The 19780-nt window shown below is 62.9% G+C and carries 18 protein-coding genes and 1 pseudogene; 15 read left to right on the top strand and 4 right to left on the bottom strand.

Annotation, left to right across the window (positions count from 1 at the left end):
• Positions 1–39 precede the first annotated feature (39 nt).
• Positions 40–2268, bottom strand: coding sequence for a lytic transglycosylase domain-containing protein (locus tag V1292_RS23035; protein ID WP_442895557.1), 2229 nt, complete (start codon positions 2266–2268; stop codon positions 40–42).
• A 286-nt stretch (positions 2269–2554) separates the two neighbouring features.
• Here V1292_RS23035 and dapA point away from each other — a divergent pair, with 286 nt between their 5' ends.
• The 4 genes from dapA (at position 2555) to V1292_RS23055 (ending at position 5074) form a co-directional block, all read left to right on the top strand.
• The gene (gene dapA, locus V1292_RS23040) at positions 2555–3445 is read left to right on the top strand and encodes a 4-hydroxy-tetrahydrodipicolinate synthase (RefSeq protein WP_334374938.1); all 891 of its coding nucleotides are present in this window, start codon (positions 2555–2557) and stop codon (positions 3443–3445) included.
• A 42-nt stretch (positions 3446–3487) separates the two neighbouring features.
• The gene (gene mscL / locus V1292_RS23045) at positions 3488–3901 is read left to right on the top strand and encodes a large conductance mechanosensitive channel protein MscL (protein ID WP_334374939.1); all 414 of its coding nucleotides are present in this window, start codon (positions 3488–3490) and stop codon (positions 3899–3901) included.
• 1 nt (position 3902) lies between these two features.
• On the top strand, positions 3903–4376 hold the full coding sequence (gene smpB, locus V1292_RS23050; RefSeq protein WP_057845702.1) for an SsrA-binding protein SmpB: 474 nt from the start codon (positions 3903–3905) through the stop codon (positions 4374–4376).
• A gap of 122 nt (positions 4377–4498) precedes the next feature.
• Positions 4499–5074: a peroxiredoxin gene (locus V1292_RS23055; protein WP_334374941.1), complete on the top strand. Its 576-nt coding sequence runs from the start codon at positions 4499–4501 to the stop codon at positions 5072–5074.
• A gap of 128 nt (positions 5075–5202) precedes the next feature.
• Here the strand turns inward: V1292_RS23055 and V1292_RS23060 are convergent, their stop codons facing one another.
• Positions 5203–5856, bottom strand: coding sequence for a uracil-DNA glycosylase (locus V1292_RS23060; RefSeq protein ID WP_334374942.1), 654 nt, complete (start codon positions 5854–5856; stop codon positions 5203–5205).
• Between the two features lie 145 nt (positions 5857–6001).
• Positions 6002–6631 (bottom strand): LabA-like NYN domain-containing protein, encoded by a 630-nt coding sequence (locus tag V1292_RS23065; protein ID WP_028345653.1) that lies wholly within the window; start codon positions 6629–6631, stop codon positions 6002–6004.
• A gap of 354 nt (positions 6632–6985) precedes the next feature.
• Here V1292_RS23065 and rpoZ point away from each other — a divergent pair, with 354 nt between their 5' ends.
• From rpoZ to V1292_RS23120, 11 genes and pseudogenes are all read left to right on the top strand, one after another.
• Positions 6986–7378, top strand: a complete 393-nt coding sequence (gene rpoZ, locus V1292_RS23070) for a DNA-directed RNA polymerase subunit omega (RefSeq protein WP_024512695.1) — start codon at positions 6986–6988, stop codon at positions 7376–7378.
• Between the two features lie 290 nt (positions 7379–7668).
• Entirely contained in the window at positions 7669–9960 is a 2292-nt protein-coding gene (locus V1292_RS23075; RefSeq protein WP_334374943.1) for a RelA/SpoT family protein, read from the top strand.
• 162 nt (positions 9961–10122) lie between these two features.
• Positions 10123–10887: a pyridoxine 5'-phosphate synthase gene (locus tag V1292_RS23080; protein WP_334374944.1), complete on the top strand. Its 765-nt coding sequence runs from the start codon at positions 10123–10125 to the stop codon at positions 10885–10887.
• Complete coding sequence (gene acpS, locus V1292_RS23085) at positions 10884–11303, top strand: holo-ACP synthase (RefSeq protein WP_334374945.1); 420 nt, start codon at positions 10884–10886, stop codon at positions 11301–11303. Before V1292_RS23080 ends, acpS begins: the two co-directional genes overlap by 4 nt.
• Positions 11304–11588: 285 nt before the next feature.
• A pseudogene (gene lepB / locus V1292_RS23090) lies at positions 11589–12348 on the top strand (signal peptidase I).
• Entirely contained in the window at positions 12345–13157 is an 813-nt protein-coding gene (rnc, locus tag V1292_RS23095) for a ribonuclease III (protein WP_334374947.1), read from the top strand. Before lepB ends, rnc begins: the two are co-directional and overlap by 4 nt.
• Positions 13147–14073 carry a GTPase Era gene (gene era / locus V1292_RS23100; protein WP_334374948.1) on the top strand — a complete coding sequence of 309 codons (927 nt, stop codon included), beginning with the start codon at positions 13147–13149 and terminating at the stop codon, positions 14071–14073. The genes rnc and era overlap by 11 nt, the downstream gene beginning before the upstream one ends.
• 122 nt (positions 14074–14195) lie before the next feature.
• Positions 14196–14576, top strand: a complete 381-nt coding sequence (locus tag V1292_RS23105) for a hypothetical protein (protein WP_334374949.1) — start codon at positions 14196–14198, stop codon at positions 14574–14576.
• A 167-nt stretch (positions 14577–14743) separates the two neighbouring features.
• Entirely contained in the window at positions 14744–15496 is a 753-nt protein-coding gene (recO, locus tag V1292_RS23110; RefSeq protein ID WP_334374950.1) for a DNA repair protein RecO, read from the top strand.
• Positions 15497–15689: 193 nt separating this feature from the next.
• Positions 15690–17945 carry a DNA topoisomerase IV subunit A gene (gene parC, locus V1292_RS23115; protein WP_334374951.1) on the top strand — a complete coding sequence of 752 codons (2256 nt, stop codon included), beginning with the start codon at positions 15690–15692 and terminating at the stop codon, positions 17943–17945.
• Positions 17946–18160: 215 nt separating this feature from the next.
• On the top strand, positions 18161–19108 hold the full coding sequence (locus V1292_RS23120; RefSeq protein WP_334374952.1) for a cation diffusion facilitator family transporter: 948 nt from the start codon (positions 18161–18163) through the stop codon (positions 19106–19108).
• Here the strand turns inward: V1292_RS23120 and V1292_RS23125 are convergent.
• A complete protein-coding gene (locus tag V1292_RS23125; RefSeq protein WP_334374953.1) occupies positions 19105–19761 on the bottom strand; it encodes a DUF6064 family protein in 657 nt (218 codons plus the stop codon). The genes V1292_RS23120 and V1292_RS23125 overlap by 4 nt on opposite strands.
• Positions 19762–19780 lie beyond the last annotated feature (19 nt).

Below are 19780 nucleotides of genomic sequence, written 5' to 3' on the forward strand. Positions count from 1 at the left end.
GTGAGGTCCACTCGCCATTCGCCATTCGCTCGAAGGCTGCTATTCGACGCTGGCGCCGCGGTGCAGGTCGGCTTCGATTTGAAGCTTGGTCCCGCCGCCGAACCGCGCGCGATAGACCTGCAGGTTCTCCATAATCCGCTGCACGTAGTTCCGCGTCTCGGAGAAGGGGATCTGCTCGACCCAATCGACCGCGTCGACCTTGGGATCGCGGGGGTCACCGTATCGCTCGATCCATTTCTTCACACTGCCGCGACCCGCATTGTAGCCCGCGAAAGTCAGAATGTAGGAGCCGCGATAGTCCTCGAGCAGCCCGCCGAGCTCGGCCGCGCCGAGCATGGCGTTGTAGACGGAGTCCGTCTTCATCCGCTGAAGGTCGAAGTTGACGCCGGCCCGCTTGCAGACATAGCGTCCGGCGTCCGGCGTCACCTGCATCAGCCCGTAGGCCTGGGCCGGTGAGACCACGGCCGGATTGAAGGCGCTTTCCTGCCGCGCGATCGAATAGACGACGCTGGGCTCGACCTCGGGGCCGATCTGCTTGAACGACGGGATGCCGGTGACGGGATAGGCGTAGACGTCGAACGGCAGGCCGCGATTGAGCGCTGCCTTGCCGAGCAGCAGCATGCCACGGGCGTCGCGGTAGCGCGAGGTGAGCTCGCCAAGACCCACCAGGGCTTCGGGATCGCCGTTCTCGCCCATGTCGGCGAAAATCGGGATCGCGAGTTCGCGCTCTTCGAGTTCATACAGCAACTGCACCGCGCGAACGATCTCGAATCGCTCGACGCCGCGACCGCGGGAGCTCGGGACGCCATTCAACTGAAGCTGCGGCAGGCCAAGCTTGGCGCGGGCGAGCTGACCATAATAGCTGGTTGATTGTTCGGCCGCGCGCCCATAAGCCGCGCGGGCCTCTTGCGCGCGGCCCGCCGCTTCCGCGGCGCGGCCTTGCCAATAGCCGGCGCGCGCCAAAGCAGTCGGATTCGCGCTGCCGACGCCGATGCGCGCGAAGTGCTGGGCTGCGACCGCAGGATCTTTCAGGAACCGCAGCGCAATCCAGCCGGCGGTGAATTCCTGCTCGGTCTTGTAGATGTCACGCGTCGGCAGCGCCGCATCCCGAGCGATGAGATACGCGGTGCGATGCTCGCCGACATCAAGCATCTTGCGCGCCAGCAAGCGCCGCTCGATCCACCATTCGTTGAGATTGTGCAGGCGGTTCGGGTCTTTCGGCGCGCTCAGCATGAGCTGTGCGGCCTCATTGAACTTCTCTTCGCGGCGAAGCAGCTGGATTTTCGCAAAGATGTAGCCGGTTTCGCCGTGCAATTCGCGCGGCACCGCCTCAAGCAGCGCCCTGAGGTTGGAAGACTTTTTGTTGGCCGCGATCCGCGCTTTCGCGAGCGCCACATGGCCTGAGCCGAGCCGTTTCGCGGCGCGCATGCCGCCGGCTTCCTGCTCCGTACCGTAAAGCAGCGACTCCATCCGTGCCTTGTGGTCGCCCGCCGTCAGCAGCGCGCCGAACATGTCGAGCGCGGCGTTCTCGGTGTCTTCCGACATGCCGTCGTGACGCCAAGCCTCGCGGACCAGCCGTTCAGCATTGGCGCGATCGCCGCGTGCGAGCATCGCCTTCGCCAACGCGAACTTGCCCTTGCCCGAGATCGGCGATCCGTTTTCGAACCACGACCAGACGGTCGAATCGTCGCGGCGGTCGTCCCACAGCGCGGCCTCGATGCGCCGGCGCATGAAAGTCTGCGACGGCCAACTCGGATTGGCCGAAACAAACGCACGGTAGCGCTCGACCGAGGCGTTGTTGTTATCGCTGCGCAGGATCAGCCATTCCGCGAGCTTGCGGGCGACCGGGTCCGAGATCGCGGCTTGCACCTGCGTTGCATCGCCGGGCTTCTGCTTGCGCACCAACTCGATGATGTTCTCCAGCGCGTCCTTGTCGGCCTGAGACGTCGAGGAGGTCGCGGCCACTGCGGCTGGGGCGTGTCTGCGCGGAGGCGGCGCGACAGCATGCTGGCGGGTCGCAGGCGCCAGAACAGGCGGCGGCGGGGCCGGCGCTGCATGCGCCGGCTCAGTCGGTGCAGCCGGGGTGCCTGTATTCGCTGTCGGCGCGGACTTGGGAACGACGTTGCGGGCAATCGGTCGCGGCTTCGGCAGGGGAACTTTTGACTTGGCCCAGCTTTCCAGAGGGAAGGAGGTCAGTCCGACCGCCAGCGCCAGGCTTGTGGCCAGTGCGGTCGATCGCAATGCGGCGGCGCGGGCGGAAGGGATCACGGCTTTCCTCTGCGGCGGCGAATCATTCAATCGCTCCAGCCTTAGGTTTTGATTGAATATGTGGACAAAATGCTAAAAACGTCGCGCTGGACCTGTTTGCGCCATCACCGCGGCAAAATCGCGGCTATCGGCGTTCGAGGAAGGCAGATATTGGCCCGCGGCAGGAAAGAGCGTCGGAACAAGGCGCTAGCGCCTTATGCATGGCCCTTTCACCTGGTCGGCAGACCCGATATGAATTGAAATCCAGTTTCGGTCGGGCCGTTTCTTAAGCGTTTGGAGGAAGTCCATGGCAGCCAAGACAAAATTCCGGGGGTCGTTTACCGCCTTGGTCACGCCATTCAAGAACGGCTCGGTCGACGAGGCCGCTTTTCGCGGCTTGGTGGACTGGCAGATCGCCGAAGGCACCCACGGCCTGGTCCCGGTGGGTACGACCGGTGAGAGCCCGACGCTGAGCCATGACGAGCACAAGCGCGTGGTCGAATGGTGTATCGACGAGGCCAAGGGCAAGGTGCCGGTGATTGCCGGCGCGGGTTCCAACTCGACCAAGGAAGCGGTCGAGCTTGCCGAGCATGCGGAAAAGGCGGGAGCAGATGCGGTGCTGGTGGTGACGCCGTACTACAACAAGCCCACTCAAGAAGGCATGTACCAGCACTTCAGGGCGATCAACGATGCCATCGGCATTCCGATCATCATCTACAACATTCCCGGCCGTTCCGTGATCGACATGTCGGTCGAGACCATGACGCGGCTGTTCGCGCTGAAGAACGTCGCCGGCGTCAAGGATGCGACCGCCAGCATGGTGCGGGTATCGCAGCAGCGCGCGGCGATGGGCGAGGACTTCAACCAATTGTCGGGCGAGGACGCCACCATCCTCGGCTACATGGCGCATGGCGGCCATGGCTGCATCTCGGTCACGTCCAACGTCGCGCCGCGGCTATGCTCGGAATTCCACGCGGCATGGCAGAAGGGCGATCACGCCACCGCGCTCAAGCTGCACGACAAGCTGATGCCGCTGCACAACAACCTCTTCATCGAAAGCAATCCGGCGCCGGTGAAATACGCGCTCTCGCTGCTCGGCAAGATCGACGAGAAGCTGCGGCTGCCGATGGTGCCGGTCACCGAGCCGACGCGCATCGCCGTGCGCAGCGCCATGGTCCATGCCGGCCTGATCAACTAGGTCGGTTCCGCTTCGCCTGAAGAACGAAGAGGGGAATTCAACGTGCTGAAGGAATTCCGCGAATTCGCGATGAAGGGTAACGTCGTCGACCTGGCGGTTGGCGTGATCATCGGTGCGGCCTTCGGCGCCATCGTGACCTCGCTGGTCGGTGACGTCATCATGCCAGTGATCGGCGCGATCACCGGTGGTCTCGATTTCTCCAACTATTTCACGCCATTGTCGCAGGCGGTAAACGCCAGCAATCTGGCGGACGCCAAAAAGCAAGGCGCCGTACTGGCTTGGGGCAATTTCCTTACTCTGACGCTGAACTTCCTCATCGTCGCCTTTGTGCTGTTCGTCGTCATTCGCGCGATGAACAAGCTGAAGCGCAGGGACGAAGCTGCGCCCGTGCCGCCGAAGCTGACCCGACAGGAAGAACTGCTGATCGAGATCCGCGATCTCCTCAAGAAGGGCTAACGTGGCTGACAAGAACGAACGCCCGATCAAGGTCGTCGCCGAAAACCGTAAGGCCCGATTCAACTACGCGATCGAGGACACGGTCGAGGCCGGCATCGCGCTGACCGGCACCGAAGTAAAGTCGATCCGTAACGGCAAGACCACCATTGCGGAGTCCTATGCGGATTCCAAGGATGGCGAGATCTGGCTTATCAACGCCAATATTCCGGAATATCTGCAAGCCAACCGCTTCAACCACGAGCCGAAACGGCCGCGCAAATTGCTGCTGCACCGAAAGCAGATCAACAAGCTGATGGGCGCGGTCGATCGCGAAGGCATGACGCTGATTCCGCTAAAACTCTATTTCAACGAGCGCGGCCGCGCCAAGCTGTTGCTGGCGATCGCCAAGGGCAAGAAACTGCACGACAAGCGCGAGAGCGAAAAGAAGCGCGACTGGGGCCGGGAGAAAGGCCGCCTGATGCGGGCGAGAGGATGATGGTTTGTAGGATTAGGATGGGTAGAGCGCAGCGAAACCCATCACAGCGCTCGTTGATTGGAGCTCTATGTTGATGGGTATCGCTTCGCTCAACCCATCCTACGAGGGAAGTGGAGCCTGAGATGAACCAGAAAAACCTGCATGAAGTCGACTGGAGCAAGATCCCTCCGCCGGTCGATGACGGCGCGGCGGCCCATCTCGTCGGCATGGCGATTCCACCGGTCACGCTGCTGGCCACCGATGATAGTTCGGTGACGCTCTCGGCGCTTCCTGGCCGCACCGTGGTGTTCGCCTATCCCCGCACCGGGTCGCCGGGCAAGATCAGCCTGGTCGACGACTGGGACATGATCCCTGGCGCGCGCGGCTGCACGCCGCAAACCTGCTCGTTCCGCGATCTATTTGCGGAGTTGAAAGCGGCCGGCACCAGGCAGGTGTTTGGCCTATCGACCCAGGACAACGTCTACCAGACCGAGATGGCGTCACGGCTGCATTTGCCGTTTCCGGTTCTGTCGGATGAAAAGCTCAAGCTCACCCGCGCCCTGAATTTGCCGACGATGGAGGTGGCGGGACTGACGTTGATCAAGCGGCTGGCGCTGATCGTCGTCGACGGGCGCATTGCCCACGTGTTCTATCCAGTTTTCCCGCCCGACCGGAACGCCGCCGACGTACTGGCATGGCTGAGGGAAAATCCGGTCTGACGTTTCACCGCCACGACCTCGCTGGGCCGAGACTTCCAGTTCTGTACGGTGGGCAAAGCGAAGCGTGCCCACCATCCAGGTCACCGGCGATAATGGTGGGCACGCTGCGCTTTGCCCACCCTACAAAATCATGACTCCAGATCCTTCCGCACTTTTGCAAATACCTCGCGAAACATCTCCGGTGTCAGCACCCGCGTGTTGGTGTTGTAGCGCGAGCAGTGATAGCTGTCGTAGAGCTTGATATTGCCCGCCTTGTGCACAGCGCCGTGCGCAAAGGGGGCGGCGCCATTGCGCAGGCCGAGCGCCTTCAGGGTCGAGTCATGTGCAATGCGGCCGAGCAGCGCGATCGCACGCAGTTTGGGCATGGTCGCAATTGTCGTCGCCAGAAATTGCCGGCAGGTGCCGATCTCGACCGGCAGCGGCTTGTTTTGCGGCGGCACGCAGCGCACCGCGTTGCTGATCCGGCAGTCGACGAGCTTCAGTCCGTCGTCCGGTCGCGCCTGGTAGACGCCCTTCGCAAAGCCGTATTCCAGCAAGGTCGCATACAGCAGATCGCCGGCGTAGTCGCCGGTGAATGGGCGTCCGGTCCGGTTGGCTCCTTGCAGGCCCGGCGCCAGCCCGACAATCAACAGTTGCGCGGAGGCATCGCCGAACGAAGCGACCGGTGAGTTGTGCCAGCCCGGCTCGCGGGCACGTGCCTGCGCGCGGAATTCGGCGAGCCTCGGGCAGAGCGGGCAGTTGCGGTCGGGTTCGGCAGCAGCCGGGGCGGGGAGATTAGCCATCAGTCCAATGCGTTTTCGAGCGAAATTCAGTCACGGACCTGATGCGGCGTCGATACCGGTTCGCGCCAGACGCGCGCGCCAAAACAAAAAGCCTCGGTTCTGTTTTCAATCAGAACCGAGGCTCTAGCAGTGTACTGGCTCATGCTCAATCGTCGAAATCGTCGTCGCCAGCCCGTGGCGCCACGGTGGTCGCGCGCTGCAGGAATTGCGGCGAATGGTGACGCGGCTCGCGAGGGGCAGGACGCTCGGAGGGATCGCGGCCCAGCTTTGATTGCAACTCGACAAGATCGGTGAAGACGTCAGCCTGCCGGCGCAGTTCGTCCGCGATCATCGGTGGCTGACTCGAAATGGTCGAAACGACCGTGACGCGAACGCCGCGACGCTGCACCGCTTCCACCAGTGAGCGGAAATCGCCGTCGCCCGAAAACAACACGATCTGATCGACATGCTCGGCGAGTTCCATGGCATCGACGGCGAGTTCGATATCCATGTTGCCTTTCACCTTGCGGCGGCCGGATGCGTCGATGAATTCCTTCGTTGCCTTGGTGACGACGGTGTAGCCGTTGTAGTCGAGCCAGTCGATCAATGGACGGATCGAGGAGTATTCCTGATCCTCGATGATTGCCGTGTAGTAAAACGCACGCAACAGCGTTCCTCGGCTCTGAAATTCCTTGAGAAGGCGCTTGTAATCGATGTCGAAGCCGAGCGTCTTGGCCGTTGCGTAGAGGTTGGCGCCATCGATAAAGAGCGCAATCTTGTTGGAAGCTGGTGACATCAAATGGTTCTCACGTTGTTGTTAGCTTTTCTAGCGCAGCGGCTAACGGCCGCGCGCACTTTCCGGTTCTGTTGCCTAAAGTTCGGTGAATCGTGCCCCACGACAGTCACCACTGCAATTATGGTGAGGCGAGGGCGAAAAACCTATACTTTTGACATGCAATGAAGAGATTTACTTGTCCTGCACGGCAACCCTGCCGCGTCTGGACGCTCCGGCCGTTCCGGCCCCGAGAGTTGGCGTATCAGAGCCCATTGGGAAGGCAAATCACAAATTTGGTCTTGCGAAACGCCCCCTGCCACTATAACTAGCGCCCATAACCGACATATTTGGCCCCATTTAACGGAGCGACAGTCTATGGCGCGCGTCACCGTGGAAGATTGCATTGACAAGGTCGACAACCGGTTCGACCTGGTGTTGCTGGCGGCACATCGCGCCCGTATGATCTCGTCCGGATCGCAACTGACGGTTGATCGCGACAACGATAAGAATCCGGTCGTTTCGCTGCGGGAAATCGCCGATTCCACTATTTCCCCGGAAGACCTCCGCGAGGAACTGGTTCATTCCCTGCAGAAATTCGTCGAGGTCGACGAGCCTGAGCCCGATACCGTGCCTTTGATCGGCTCGGCCGGCGCCAGCGTCGATGCCGACGACACCGAGGTAGCAGTCGAGCGCATGACCGAGGAAGAGCTCCTCAAGGGGCTGGAAGGCCTGGCGCCGCCCGAAGAGCAGCCCGAAGAGGACGAGTAATCCGGAACTTCCGGTCTGTCCCGAACTCCCGATCTGCCAAAGGCCCGGACGTCAGTCCGGGCCTTTGCTTTTGTTGACATTTTTGCGGTTACAATGCGTCCTTGGCCGGCGCGGCCGAAAACGGCTGACTCGCCGGGCCGACAGGCCATCGGGTTGGGCGTTGGATGGCCGCGGGCCCAAGCGAAATTGAACCGTATCGCGACCAGCGCGGCGTGCATCGCCGTTCGAAAACGCATTAGATACTAAACGGCGGGACCCGTCCGGGTCTGGTGGAAGAAGGTAGTGATGTGATGGCGTATTGGCGCCGCAGCTCCCGGCAAATGCAGGCCGCGACCGGCCGGGTCGCGGTTGCGCCGGGGTCGCCCGTGGCGGAGAAGCCGAAATCGCCGCGCTCGCGCATGATGCGGCAATACGATCTGGTCGAGCGCGTCCGCACGTACAATCCGGATACCAACGAAGACCTGCTCAATCGCGCCTATGTCTACGCCATGAAGGCGCATGGCACGCAGACGCGCGCGTCTGGCGATCCCTATTTCTCGCATCCGCTCGAGGTCGCGGCGATCCTGACCAACCTCAAGCTCGACGACGCCACCATCGTCGCCGCACTGCTGCACGACACCATCGAGGATACCGAGGCGACGCGCGCCGAGATCGACAATATCTTCGGCCACGAGATCGGCGCGCTGGTCGAAGGGCTCACCAAGCTGAAGCGGCTGGAGCTGGTCTCGCGCGAAGCCAAACAGGCCGAGAACCTGCGCAAGCTCTTGCTGGCGATCGCCGACGACGTCCGCGTGCTCCTGATCAAGCTGGCCGATCGCCTGCACAACATGCGCACGCTGGAATTCGTGCCGCATGCCTCGCGCCGCCGCATTGCCGAGGAGACGCTGGACATCTATGCGCCGCTCGCCGGCCGCATGGGCATGCAGGAGATGCGCGAGGAGCTCGAGGATCTCTCGTTCCATACGCTCGATCCCGAAGCGTATGCGGTGGTGATGCAGCGGCTGGATGCGCTGGCCGATCGAAACCGCAACCTGATCGGCGAGATCGAAAGCCAACTCTCCAAGAACCTGCAAAAGAACGGCATCACCGCGCGAGTCTATGGCCGCCGCAAGCAGCCGTTTTCGATCTGGACCAAGATGGAGCGCAAGTCCGTCGGCTTCGAGCAATTGTCTGATATCTTCGGCTTCCGCATCGTGATGCAGGATGTCGAATCCTGCTACCGCGCGCTTGGCGTGGTGCACACGACCTGGCCGGTGGTGCCGGGACGCTTCAAGGACTACATCTCGACGCCGAAGCAGAACGACTACCGTTCGCTCCACACCACCGTGATCGGTCCCGGCAACCAGCGTGTCGAGCTGCAGATCCGCACCGAGGAAATGAACCAGATCGCCGAATTCGGCATTGCCGCACATGCCTTCTACAAGGAGGGCATGGGCTCGCCGACCGAGCGGCTGGAGCATGAATCCAACGCCTTTGCCTGGCTGCGTCACACCGTCGGCATCCTCTCCGAAAGCGCCAATCCGGAAGAGTTCCTGGAGCACACCAAGCTCGAATTGTTCCACGACCAGGTGTTCTGCTTCACTCCCAAGGGCAAATTGATTGCGCTGCCGCGGCAGGCCAATGTGATCGACTTCGCCTATGCGGTGCATACCGATGTCGGCAACTCGGCGGTCGGCTGCAAGATCAACGGCAAGTTCGCGCCGCTGTCGTCCGAATTGCAGAACGGCGACGAGGTCGAGGTGTTGACCTCGCAGGCGCAGTCGGCGCCGCCCTCGGCGTGGGAATCGCTTGCGGTCACCGGCAAGGCCCGCGCCGCGATCCGCCGCGCCACGCGTACCGCGGTGCGCGATCAATATGCGGGACTTGGCCGCCGCATCGTCGACCGCCTGTTTGCCCGCGCCAAGATCGAATACGCCGACGACAAGCTGAAGGGGGCATTGCCGCGCCTGGCGCGCGCCTCGATCGAGGACGTGATGGCCTCCGTCGGACGTGGTGAGCTGAAGGCCTCCGACGTCGCCCGCGCGATGTACCCGGACTACAAGGAAGAGCGGTTGGTGAAGTACGGGGCCAAGAAGAGCCTCGCGGTGAAATTGAAGCTGAAGTCGCCGCCGCATCCGGCGCGCAGCACCTCCGTGATCCCGGTGCGCGGCATCAATTCGGATTTGCCGGTGAAATTTGCGCCGAACGGCGGCGCGGTTCCGGGCGACCGCATCGTCGGCATCGTCACGCCGGGCGAGGGGATCACGATCTATCCGATCCAATCGCCGGCGCTGAAGGATTTCGAGGAGGAGCCGGAACGCTGGCTCGACGTGCGCTGGGATATCGATGAAGCCATGCCGCAGCGTTTCCCGGCGCGGATCCTGGTCCACAACGTCAACGAGCCCGGCAGCCTCGCCCAGGTCGCCACCGTGATCGCCGAGCACGACGGCAATATCGACAATATCAGCATGTCGCGCCGCTCGCCGGATTTCACCGAGCTGACCATCGATCTCGAGGTCTATGACCTCAAGCATCTCAGTGCAATTATCGCTCAATTGCGTGCCAAGGCCGTCGTCGCCAAGGTCGAGCGCGTCAATGGGTAGCGCTTACGTCCCCAACCCTCATGGTGAGGAGGCGCTCTTGCGCCGTCTCGAACCACGAGGCCCGGCTGGTGGCTCTCATCCTTCGAGACGCGCTTCGCGCTCCTCAGGATGAGGAACTCGCAGTATAGTCGCAACTTGTTCTGAATATCTGCGAGTCCCGAAATGCCGCTTCCCTCCCTCCGCCTCGGCGTCAATGTCGACCACGTCGCCACCTTGCGCAACGCGCGGCGCGGCGAGCGGCCGGATCCGGTGCGCGCCGCGCTGCTGGCGATTGAGGCAGGCGCCGATGGCATCACAGCGCATCTGCGAGAGGACCGCCGCCACATCCGCGACAGCGACATGGCCCGGCTGAAGGCCGAAATATCAAAACCGCTGAATTTCGAGATGGCGGCAACGGAAGACATGCTGCGGATATCGCTAGCGACAAAACCCCACGCCGTATGCCTGGTGCCGGAGCGCCGCGAAGAACTCACCACCGAGGGCGGATTGGACGTCGTCGGCCAGCACAATGCGCTGGCCCCGTTCATCGCGCGGCTCAACGATGCCGGCATCCGGGTGTCGCTGTTCATCTCAGCCGACCCGCCGCAGATCGAGATGGCGGCAAAGTTGTGCGCGCCCGTGATCGAGATCCACACCGGCGGCTGGTGCGACGCCGTGGTCGACGGCCACGCTGACAAGGCCGAGGCGGAATGGCGGCGAATCGTCGAGGGCGCCACCTTGGCGCGGGCGGCGGGGCTGGAGGTCCATGCCGGCCACGGCCTCGACTACCAGACCGCAGAGACGATTTCAGCGCTGCCCGAGATTGCCGAGCTCAACATCGGCTATTTCATGATGGGGGAGGCCCTGTTCGTCGGCCTTGGCGAAACCGTGCGGCAGATGCGCTCCGCAATGGACCGCGGCCGCCAGAAAGTCGTGGCCCGGCCATGATCATCGGCATCGGTTCCGACCTGGTCGACATCACACGGGTTGCCAAGGTGATCGAGCGCCATGGCGACCGCTTCCTCGACCGCATCTTCACCGACATCGAGCGCGCCAAGGCGGCGCGCCGCGCCAACAGCGAAAAAATGGTGGTCGCGACCTATGCCAAGCGGTTTGCGGCCAAGGAGGCCTGTTCCAAGGCGCTCGGCACCGGCATCCGGCGTGGCGTCTGGTGGCGGGACATGGGGGTGGTGAACATGCCGGGGGGACGGCCGACCATGAAACTCACCGGCGGCGCGCTGGCCCGGCTCGAAGCGCTGACGCCGGAGGGCTTCGAGGCGCGAATCGATCTGTCGATCACCGACGACTGGCCGCTGGCGCAGGCCTTCGTCATAATTTCGGCGGTCGCACCCGCCAAATCATGAGCCGCGCAGGCGTTGGTGCCGGAAAAATGAGGAAAAACTAAAAATCATTGAGATATCAATGGATTATGAAGTTTTGACGAGGCGCTTGATTGCGCGCCCACGAACAACCGTCTAAAAACGCCGCCAACGACCTGTTCTAGCCAGGGCCGATTCCGGTTACCGTCGGAATTGGCTCTCAACATCAGTTATCTAGACCATTTTCCTGACGCGAACGTATCTGGCGATTCGCGTGCGGAAAACGTTCTGCCACCGTGCGGGCTGGGGCCCGCGGGAATTGGGAAAGCGATGAGCGTGACATCCGGCACAAAATCTGAAAGCGGCTTGGGTGAAACCATCCGCGTCGTCATCCATGCTCTCCTGATCGCGCTCGTGATCCGCACCTTCCTGTTCCAGCCGTTCAACATCCCCTCGGGATCGATGAAGGCGACGCTCCTGGTCGGCGATTACCTGTTCGTCTCGAAGTATTCCTACGGCTACAGCCACTATTCCATTCCATTGTCGCCGCCACTGTTCTCGGGCCGCATCTTCGGCTCGGAGCCGAACCGCGGCGACATCGTCGTGTTCCGCCTGCCGAAGGACGACTCCACCGATTACATCAAGCGCGTGATCGGCTTGCCGGGCGATCGCATCCAGATGCGGGAAAGGGCTGCTCCACATCAACGACAAGCCGGTCAAGCGCGAGCGGCTTTCCGACTTCATCGGCGAGGACCCCTGCGGCTCCGACGCCACCGCGCGCGTCAAGCGCTGGAAGGAAACGTTGCCGAACGGCGTCAGTTATGAATCGCTCGATTGCGTCGACAACGGTTTCTACGACAACACCAACGTCTATACCGTGCCCCCCGGCCACTTCTTCATGATGGGCGACAACCGCGACAACTCCACCGATAGCCGCGTGCTGTCGGCGGTGGGCTACGTGCCGTTCGAAAACATCGTCGGCCGGGCGCAGATGATCTTCTTCTCCATTGCCGAGGGCGAACACGCCTGGATGTTCTGGCGCTGGCCGACTGCGGTGCGCTGGAATCGCCTATTCACAATTGTGCGATGAACGACGAAACAGCGATCATTCCTGACACATCGGCCTCCGGCGAGCCGGGCCAGCAGGCGGATGCGCCCCGCGAAGCTGCGCCGAAGAAGAAGCGCGGCAAGGCCGGCGCGAAGGCTGCGGCTGCCGCGATCGAGGGGCGCATCGGCTACAAATTTTCCGATCCGGCGCTGCTGACGACCGCCTTTACCCATGTCTCGGCCTTGAAGCCCGCGACCCGACATCGCGCCGACAGTTATCAGCGGCTGGAATTCCTCGGCGACCACGTACTCGGGCTGATTATCTCCGACATGCTGTATCGTGCCTATCCGAGGGCGGACGAAGGCGAATTGTCCAAACGTCTCGCCGATCTCGTGCGCAAGGAAAGCTGTGCCGATGTCGCCAAGTCGCTGGGGCTGCTCGACGACATCAAGCTCGGCGCGGTGGGCGCAGGGGCGGGCGCGCGCCTGCGCAAATCCGTTCTCGGCGATATCTGCGAGGCGGTGATCGGGGCGATCTATCTCGACGGCGGCTATGCGGCGGCGTCGCAATTCGTCGAGCGCAACTGGCTGGAGCGGATGCGCAAACCGCGCCGGCCGCTGCGCGATCCCAAGACGGTGCTGCAGGAATGGGCCCAGAGCAAGGGCTTGCCGACGCCGGTCTATCGCGAGATCGAGCGCACCGGGCCGCACCACGACCCGCAGTTCCGCGTCGCTGTCGACTTGCCGGGACTGGCGCCCGCCGAAGGCGTCGGCGGCTCCAAGCGCGCAGCCGAGAAGGTCGCAGCCTCCGTGATGATCGAACGCGAAGGCGTCGGCAGCAATGACAGTTGAACCCGCACCCGGCTCGTCCAGCGAGACCCGCTGCGGTTTCGTCGCGCTGATCGGCGCCCCCAATGTCGGCAAGTCCACCCTTGTCAATGCACTGGTCGGCTCCAAGGTCACCATCGTCTCGCGCAAGGTGCAGACGACGCGCGCGCTGATCCGCGGTATCGTGGTCGAGGACAATGCGCAGATCATTCTGGTCGACACGCCTGGCATCTTCTTGCCGAAGCGCCGGCTGGACCGGGCCATGGTATCGACCGCCTGGAGCGGGGCTCACGATGCCGACCTGGTCTGCGTGCTGCTCGACGCCAAGGCCGGAATCGATGAGGAGGCCGACGCGATCCTGAACAAGCTCGCGACGGTTGCGCACCCGAAAATCCTGGTGCTGAACAAGATCGACCTGATCCCGCGCGAAAAACTGCTGGCGTTGGCGCAGGCCGCCAATGAGCGGATGAAATTCGCGCACACCTTCATGATCTCGGCACTGTCGGGCGATGGCGTCGCCGACCTGCGCAAGACGCTCGCGAAGAGCGTGCCGCCGGGTCCGTTTCATTATCCCGAGGACCAGATGTCGGATGCGCCGCTGCGGCATCTGGCGGCGGAAATCACCCGGGAAAAGATCTACCGCCAGCTCCACCAGGAACTGCCGTATCAATCGACCGTTGAGACCGATAGCTGGACCGAGCGCAAGGACAAGTCGGTCCGGATCGAACAGACGATCTTTGTCGAGCGCGAGAGCCAGCGCAAGATCGTGCTCGGCAAGGGCGGCGCCACCATCAAGTCGATCGGCGCGGAGTCGCGGAAGGAGATCGCCGAAATTGTCGGCGTGCCCGTGCACTTGTTCCTATTCGTCAAGGTGCGCGAGAACTGGGGCGACGACCCCGCCCGCTACAGGGAAATGGGACTGGAATTCCCCAAGGAATAGTGAGGGCTCGTTGAGCTTCGGCGGACAAGTCGTCGCTTTGCTCCCTTGCGCAAACGCTCTGCGTTTGTCGCAGGCAATGACGGGGCTAGAACATGACCCACCAATTACCAAGAACGAGCCCGATGACCCTACCGAGAAACGTGCTGTGGTTTGAGGTTTTGCTGTATCTGTCGCTGACGCTGGATGCGGTGTCGATAGCGTTCCAGGACCGCACGCCGACCCCGAAGATGACGGAGCAGATGATCAGCACCGGAACGCTGATGGCGGCCGGCCTGATCCTGCTGTTGGTCTATCTCGTCCGGCTCGCAGCCGAGCACCGCAAGAACTGGCCACGCTGGGTGCTGGTGGCGGCGCTGGTGCTGTCGGTGATCTCGCTTGCGCAAATGATCGGCGAGAAGGGCATTCAGTTCCACAGCGGCATCGAAGTGATCTCCTGCGCGCTGACTGCGGCGGGCCTGTATTTTTCGTTCACTGGCGATGCGGTCGGCTGGTTCAACGCGTGAGCGTAGGGCCGCGTAGGGTGGGCAAAGGCGCTCGGCGCCGTGCCCACCATCTATCCACCGGCTCCTCGTGAAGGGTGGGCACGCGGAGCCTGTCATCGGGCGCGCATTTGCGCGACCCGGTGGCTTTGCCCACCCTACAAGTCCTGAAATCCTGTAAACTCCCGCCCATGGAATGGACCGACGAAGGCATCGTGCTGGGCGTACGGCGGCATGGCGAATCCTCCGCCATCGTCGAGCTCTTGACGCGCGGGCATGGCCGTCATCTCGGCCTGGTGCGCGGCGGTGCTTCCTCGCGGATGCGGCCGCTGCTGCAGCCCGGCAACAGCGTCACCGCGGTGTGGCGGGCGCGGCTCGACGAGCATCTCGGTACCTACACCATCGAGGGCACGCGGCTGCGCGCCGCGACCCTGCTGGCGTCCTCGCATGCGGTCTATGGCGTCACCCATCTGGCCGCGCTGGCGCGGTTGTTGCCGGAACGTGACCCGCATGAGGACATCTACGAGATGCTCGACCGCACCCTGGACGACTTCGACGACGCCGGCGGCGCGGCGGCGCACCTGATCCGGTTCGAGCTCGCGATGCTCGCCGAACTCGGCTTCGGCCTCGATCTGGAAAACTGTGCTGCGACCGGCGCGACCTCCGACCTGATCTACGTCTCGCCGAAATCCGGCGGCGCGGTCTCGCGGGAGGCCGGCGAGCCCTATCGGGATCGCCTGCTGCGGCTGCCGGCCTTCCTGCGCGAAGGCGAGGCCGGGGCGAACAGTTGGTCGGACCAGGACCTGCAGGACGGTTTTCGCCTGACCGGCCTGTTCCTGCTCCGCCACGTGCTGGAGCCGCGCGGGCAGGGCCATTCCGACGCCCGGGACGGGTTCATCAACGCGGTGACGCGGCACCGGGCGCGAATCAGTTCGTCGGCCTAAACCCGCTGCAGTAACCCGTCGTCCCTGCGAACGCAGGGACCCATACGCCGCAGCGGTCGTTGGTGCCGGGCTGTGAGTCTTTTTTCCAATAAATGCCTGTGGTTATAGGCCCCTGCGTTCGCAGGGGCGGCGTCAGAAAATTCCATTCGGCATACGTCTTGCCGGATTTATCAGCAGAGTCTAACCCCTCCCCATGGGAAAACGACAGCTACCGCCGGAAGAACCGGCTGAAATCCACGAGGTCATGCTGCGCGATGCGCTGGAAGAGCGCTATCTCGCCTACGCGCTCTCGACCATCATGCATCGTGCCTTGCCGGACGCCCGCGACGGGCTGAAGCCGGTGCACCGGCGCATCCTCTACGGCATGCGCCTGCTTAGGCTCGACCCCGGCACCCCGTTCAAGAAATCGGCAAAAATCGTCGGCGACGTGATGGGCTCGTTCCATCCGCATGGCGACCAGGCGATCTACGACGCCATGGTGCGTCTCGCCCAGGACTTCGCCTCGCGCTACCCGCTGGTCGACGGCCAGGGCAATTTCGGCAATATCGACGGCGATAACCCGGCTGCCTACCGTTACACCGAAGCGCGCATGACCGAGGTCGCGCGACTCCTGCTCGACGGCATCGACGAGGACGGCGTCGAGTTCCGCGCCAATTACGACGGCCAGAGCAAGGAACCGGTCGTTCTGCCCGGCGGCTTCCCGAACCTGCTCGCCAACGGCGCGCAGGGCATTGCGGTCGGCATGGCCACCTCGATCCCGCCACACAATGTCGCCGAGCTCTGCGACGCGGCGCTGCATCTGATCGACAAGCCTGAGGCGAAGTCGAAGTCGCTGATGAAATGGGTCAAGGGCCCGGACTTCCCGACCGGCGGCATCATCGTCGATTCCAAGGAAAGCATTACCGAAGCCTACATGACGGGGCGCGGCTCGTTCCGTACCCGCGCCAAATGGACCCAGGAAGAGGGTGCGCGCGGCACCTGGGTGGTGGTCATCACCGAGATCCCGTGGCTGGTGCAGAAATCCCGGTTGGTCGAGAAGATCGCCGAACTGCTCAACGAGAAGAAGCTGCCGCTGGTCGGCGACGTCAGGGATGAATCCGCGGAAGACATTCGCCTCGTGATCGAGCCGAAATCCCGCGCGGTCGATCCGGCGCTGATGATGGAATCGCTGTTCCGGCTCACCGAGCTCGAGAGCAAGATCTCGCTGAACCTCAATGTGCTGATCAAGGGCAAGATCCCCAAGGTGGTCGGCCTTGCCGAGTGCCTGCGCGAATGGCTCGACCATCTGCGCGACGTGCTGGTGCGCCGCTCCAACTACCGCAAGACGCAGATCGAGAACCGCCTCGAAATACTTGGCGGCTACCTGATCGCCTATCTGAACATTGACAAGGTGATCAAGATCATCCGCACCGAGGACGAGCCGAAGCCGGCGCTGATCAAGGCGTTCAAGCTGACGGAAGTCCAGGCCGACGCCATCCTCAACATGCGGCTGCGCTCCTTGCGGAAGCTCGAGGAATTCGAAATCCGGACCGAGGACAAGAACCTTCGCAACGAATTGAAGGGCATCAAGTCGCTGCTCGGGTCCGAAGCCGAGCAATGGTCAAAGGTCGGCGAACAGGTTCGGAAGGTGCGCGACATCTTTGGGCCGAAGACGCCGCTCGGCAAGCGCCGCACGCAATTCGCCGACGCGCCCGAGCATGATCTCGCCGCGATCGAGGAAGCCTTTGTCGAGCGCGAGCCGGTGACGGTCGTGATCTCCGAGAGGGGCTGGGTGCGTACACTGAAGGGCCATGTCGAGGATATCTCGGGCCTTGCCTTCAAGACCGACGACAAACTCGACCACACCTTCTTCGCCGAGACCACGTCGAAGCTCCTGCTCTTCGCCACCAACGGCAAATTCTATTCGCTCGATGTGGCAAAACTGCCCGGCGGCCGCGGCCATGGCGAGCCGATCCGCATGTTCATCGACCTAGAGCAGGACGCCGCGATCGTCTCGCTGTTCGTCAACAAGGGCGAGCGAAAGTTCCTGATCGCGAGCAGCGAGGGGCAGGGTTTTGTCGTCAAGGAAGAGGATTGCGTCAGCAATACCCGCAAGGGCAAGCAGGTGCTCAACGTCACCATGCCGAACGAGGCCTGCGCGATCGCAACCGTGCAAGGCGATACCGTGGCTGCGATCGGCACCAACCACAAGATGGTGCTGTTCCCGCTCGACCAGGTGCCGGAGATGGCGCGCGGCCGCGGCGTGCGCCTGCAGAAATATTCCAGCGCCAAGCTGTCAGACGTCGCGGTGTTCGAGTTCAAGGCCGGGCTGACGTGGAAGGATTCCGCCGGCCGCGAGCAGAGCATGAGCGCCAAGGAACTGGCCGACTGGCGCGGCAACCGCGCCGACGCCGGCCGCCTCGCGCACGGCCTGCCGAAGTCGAATAAGTTTTTGCGCGGCGTGGAGTAGGCTCAAAGTAGGGTGGGCAAAGGCGCGCGAAGCGCCGTGCCCACCATCTATCAGCACCTTCCTCGCGAATGGTGGGCACGCTTCGCTTTGCCCACCCTACAAATCTCAAGGCCGGGACGACGGCGGAGCTGGCCGCACGACCGTATCTCCTCACTGTGATAGTATTTGAGGTCTAACGCGCTATATAAGTCGCCGTCGAAATCCATCGAGGCGTAATGGTGCACGATCACGCTCACCACAATCACTCCCACGCGCATAGTCATTCGCATGGTCACGCGGGCCACAGCCATGCGCCGGATAGTTTCGGCTGGGCGTTCGCCATCGGCGCCTCGCTCAATACCGCCTTCGTTGTCGCCGAGCTGATCTTCGGCTACGCCGCCAATTCGCTGGCGCTGATTTCCGACGCCGTCCACAATCTCTCCGACGTGATTGCGCTTCTCCTGGCGTGGGGCGCGGCGTGGCTGGCGCAGAAGCAGCCGACCCAGCGGCATACTTATGGCTATCGCCGCGCCTCGATCCTGGCGGCCCTGTTCAATGCCGGCCTGCTGCTGGTTGCGGTCGGCGGCATCGTCGTCGAGGCGGTCAATCGCTTTTATGCCCCGGCGCCGGTCGCGGGCATGACCGTCATCCTGGTCGCGGCCCTCGGCGTCGCGATCAACGGTGGCACCGCACTGTTATTCATGCGCGGCCGCCACGGCGATCTCAACATTCGCGGCGCCTACCTACACATGGCAGCCGATGCCGCCGTCTCGCTCGGCGTGGTGGTCGCCGCCGGCATCATCATGCTGACCGGTTGGCTGTGGCTTGATCCCGCGATCAGCCTTGTCATTGCGGCTGTGGTGTTCTGGAGCGGATGGGGTCTGGCCCGCGACAGCGTCAATCTCGCGCTCGATGGCGTGCCGCGCGGCATCGAGCTCTCCGATGTGAAGGATTACCTCGGCGGGCTGGACGGCGTCGTTGAGGTACACGACCTCCACGTCTGGGCCATGAGCACCAACGAGACCGCGCTGACCGCGCATCTGGTGCGCCCCGGCGGCAGCGACGATGCTTTCCTGCATCAGGTGTGCGAGGAGCTGTCGCAGCGCTTCAACATCCATCACAGCACGTTGCAGATCGAGGTCGATGCTGAGATCTGCCGGCTGGCACCGACGCACGTGGTTTAGCGGGCCGGCTGCGGCTGGCGCGACGGTTGGGACCGGAATGCAATCAGCGGTGTGGCAATCAGCCCGCTGACGAGCAGAAACCAATCCTGCGGCACATGGAGCAAGATGGCCGCACTGCCTCCGATCAGCGACCAGACAAACGGAATGGGAAGGAGCCAGCGCGACAGGGGCGGCATGGTCGCAAGCAACATTCCGAAGGTAAAGATCGTCACCGGGCAGGGTGTGACGCCGAACATGGGCATCGCCGGGTAGGGATGCCCGGTCAGCATGCCGATCAGCGGATACAGGATCGCCGCGTAGGCTGCGAAGGCGATGCCGAGCCACGCTAGCGGTCCCGACCCAACAACGAAGCGGAGTCGGCCGCGATAGCAGCCCTCGTAGAAGAGATAACTACCCTGGATGACGAACAATGCGGCGAAGAGATACGCAGCCTTGTTGATGTCAGCAAAGAAAAGCGCGTGATAGGCGATCGCGGTCCAGAGCCACATCGCCGCGAGAATGGCAGCGATCGTTCGGTCGTCGCCTTGCGGCTTCCGGAACAGAAGCGCGACGGCGATGGCGCCGAGCAGATAAGCGACGATCTGAACTGGCCAGATCGCGTTGTTGTACTTCACGAACACGGAAAGAAACTGTGCCGGCGTAAAAGGCAGCATGATCAGCCTCGTTTGGAAG

The sequence above is a fragment of the Bradyrhizobium sp. AZCC 1719 genome (genome assembly GCF_036924525.1).
GTDB lineage: Bacteria > Pseudomonadota > Alphaproteobacteria > Rhizobiales > Xanthobacteraceae > Bradyrhizobium.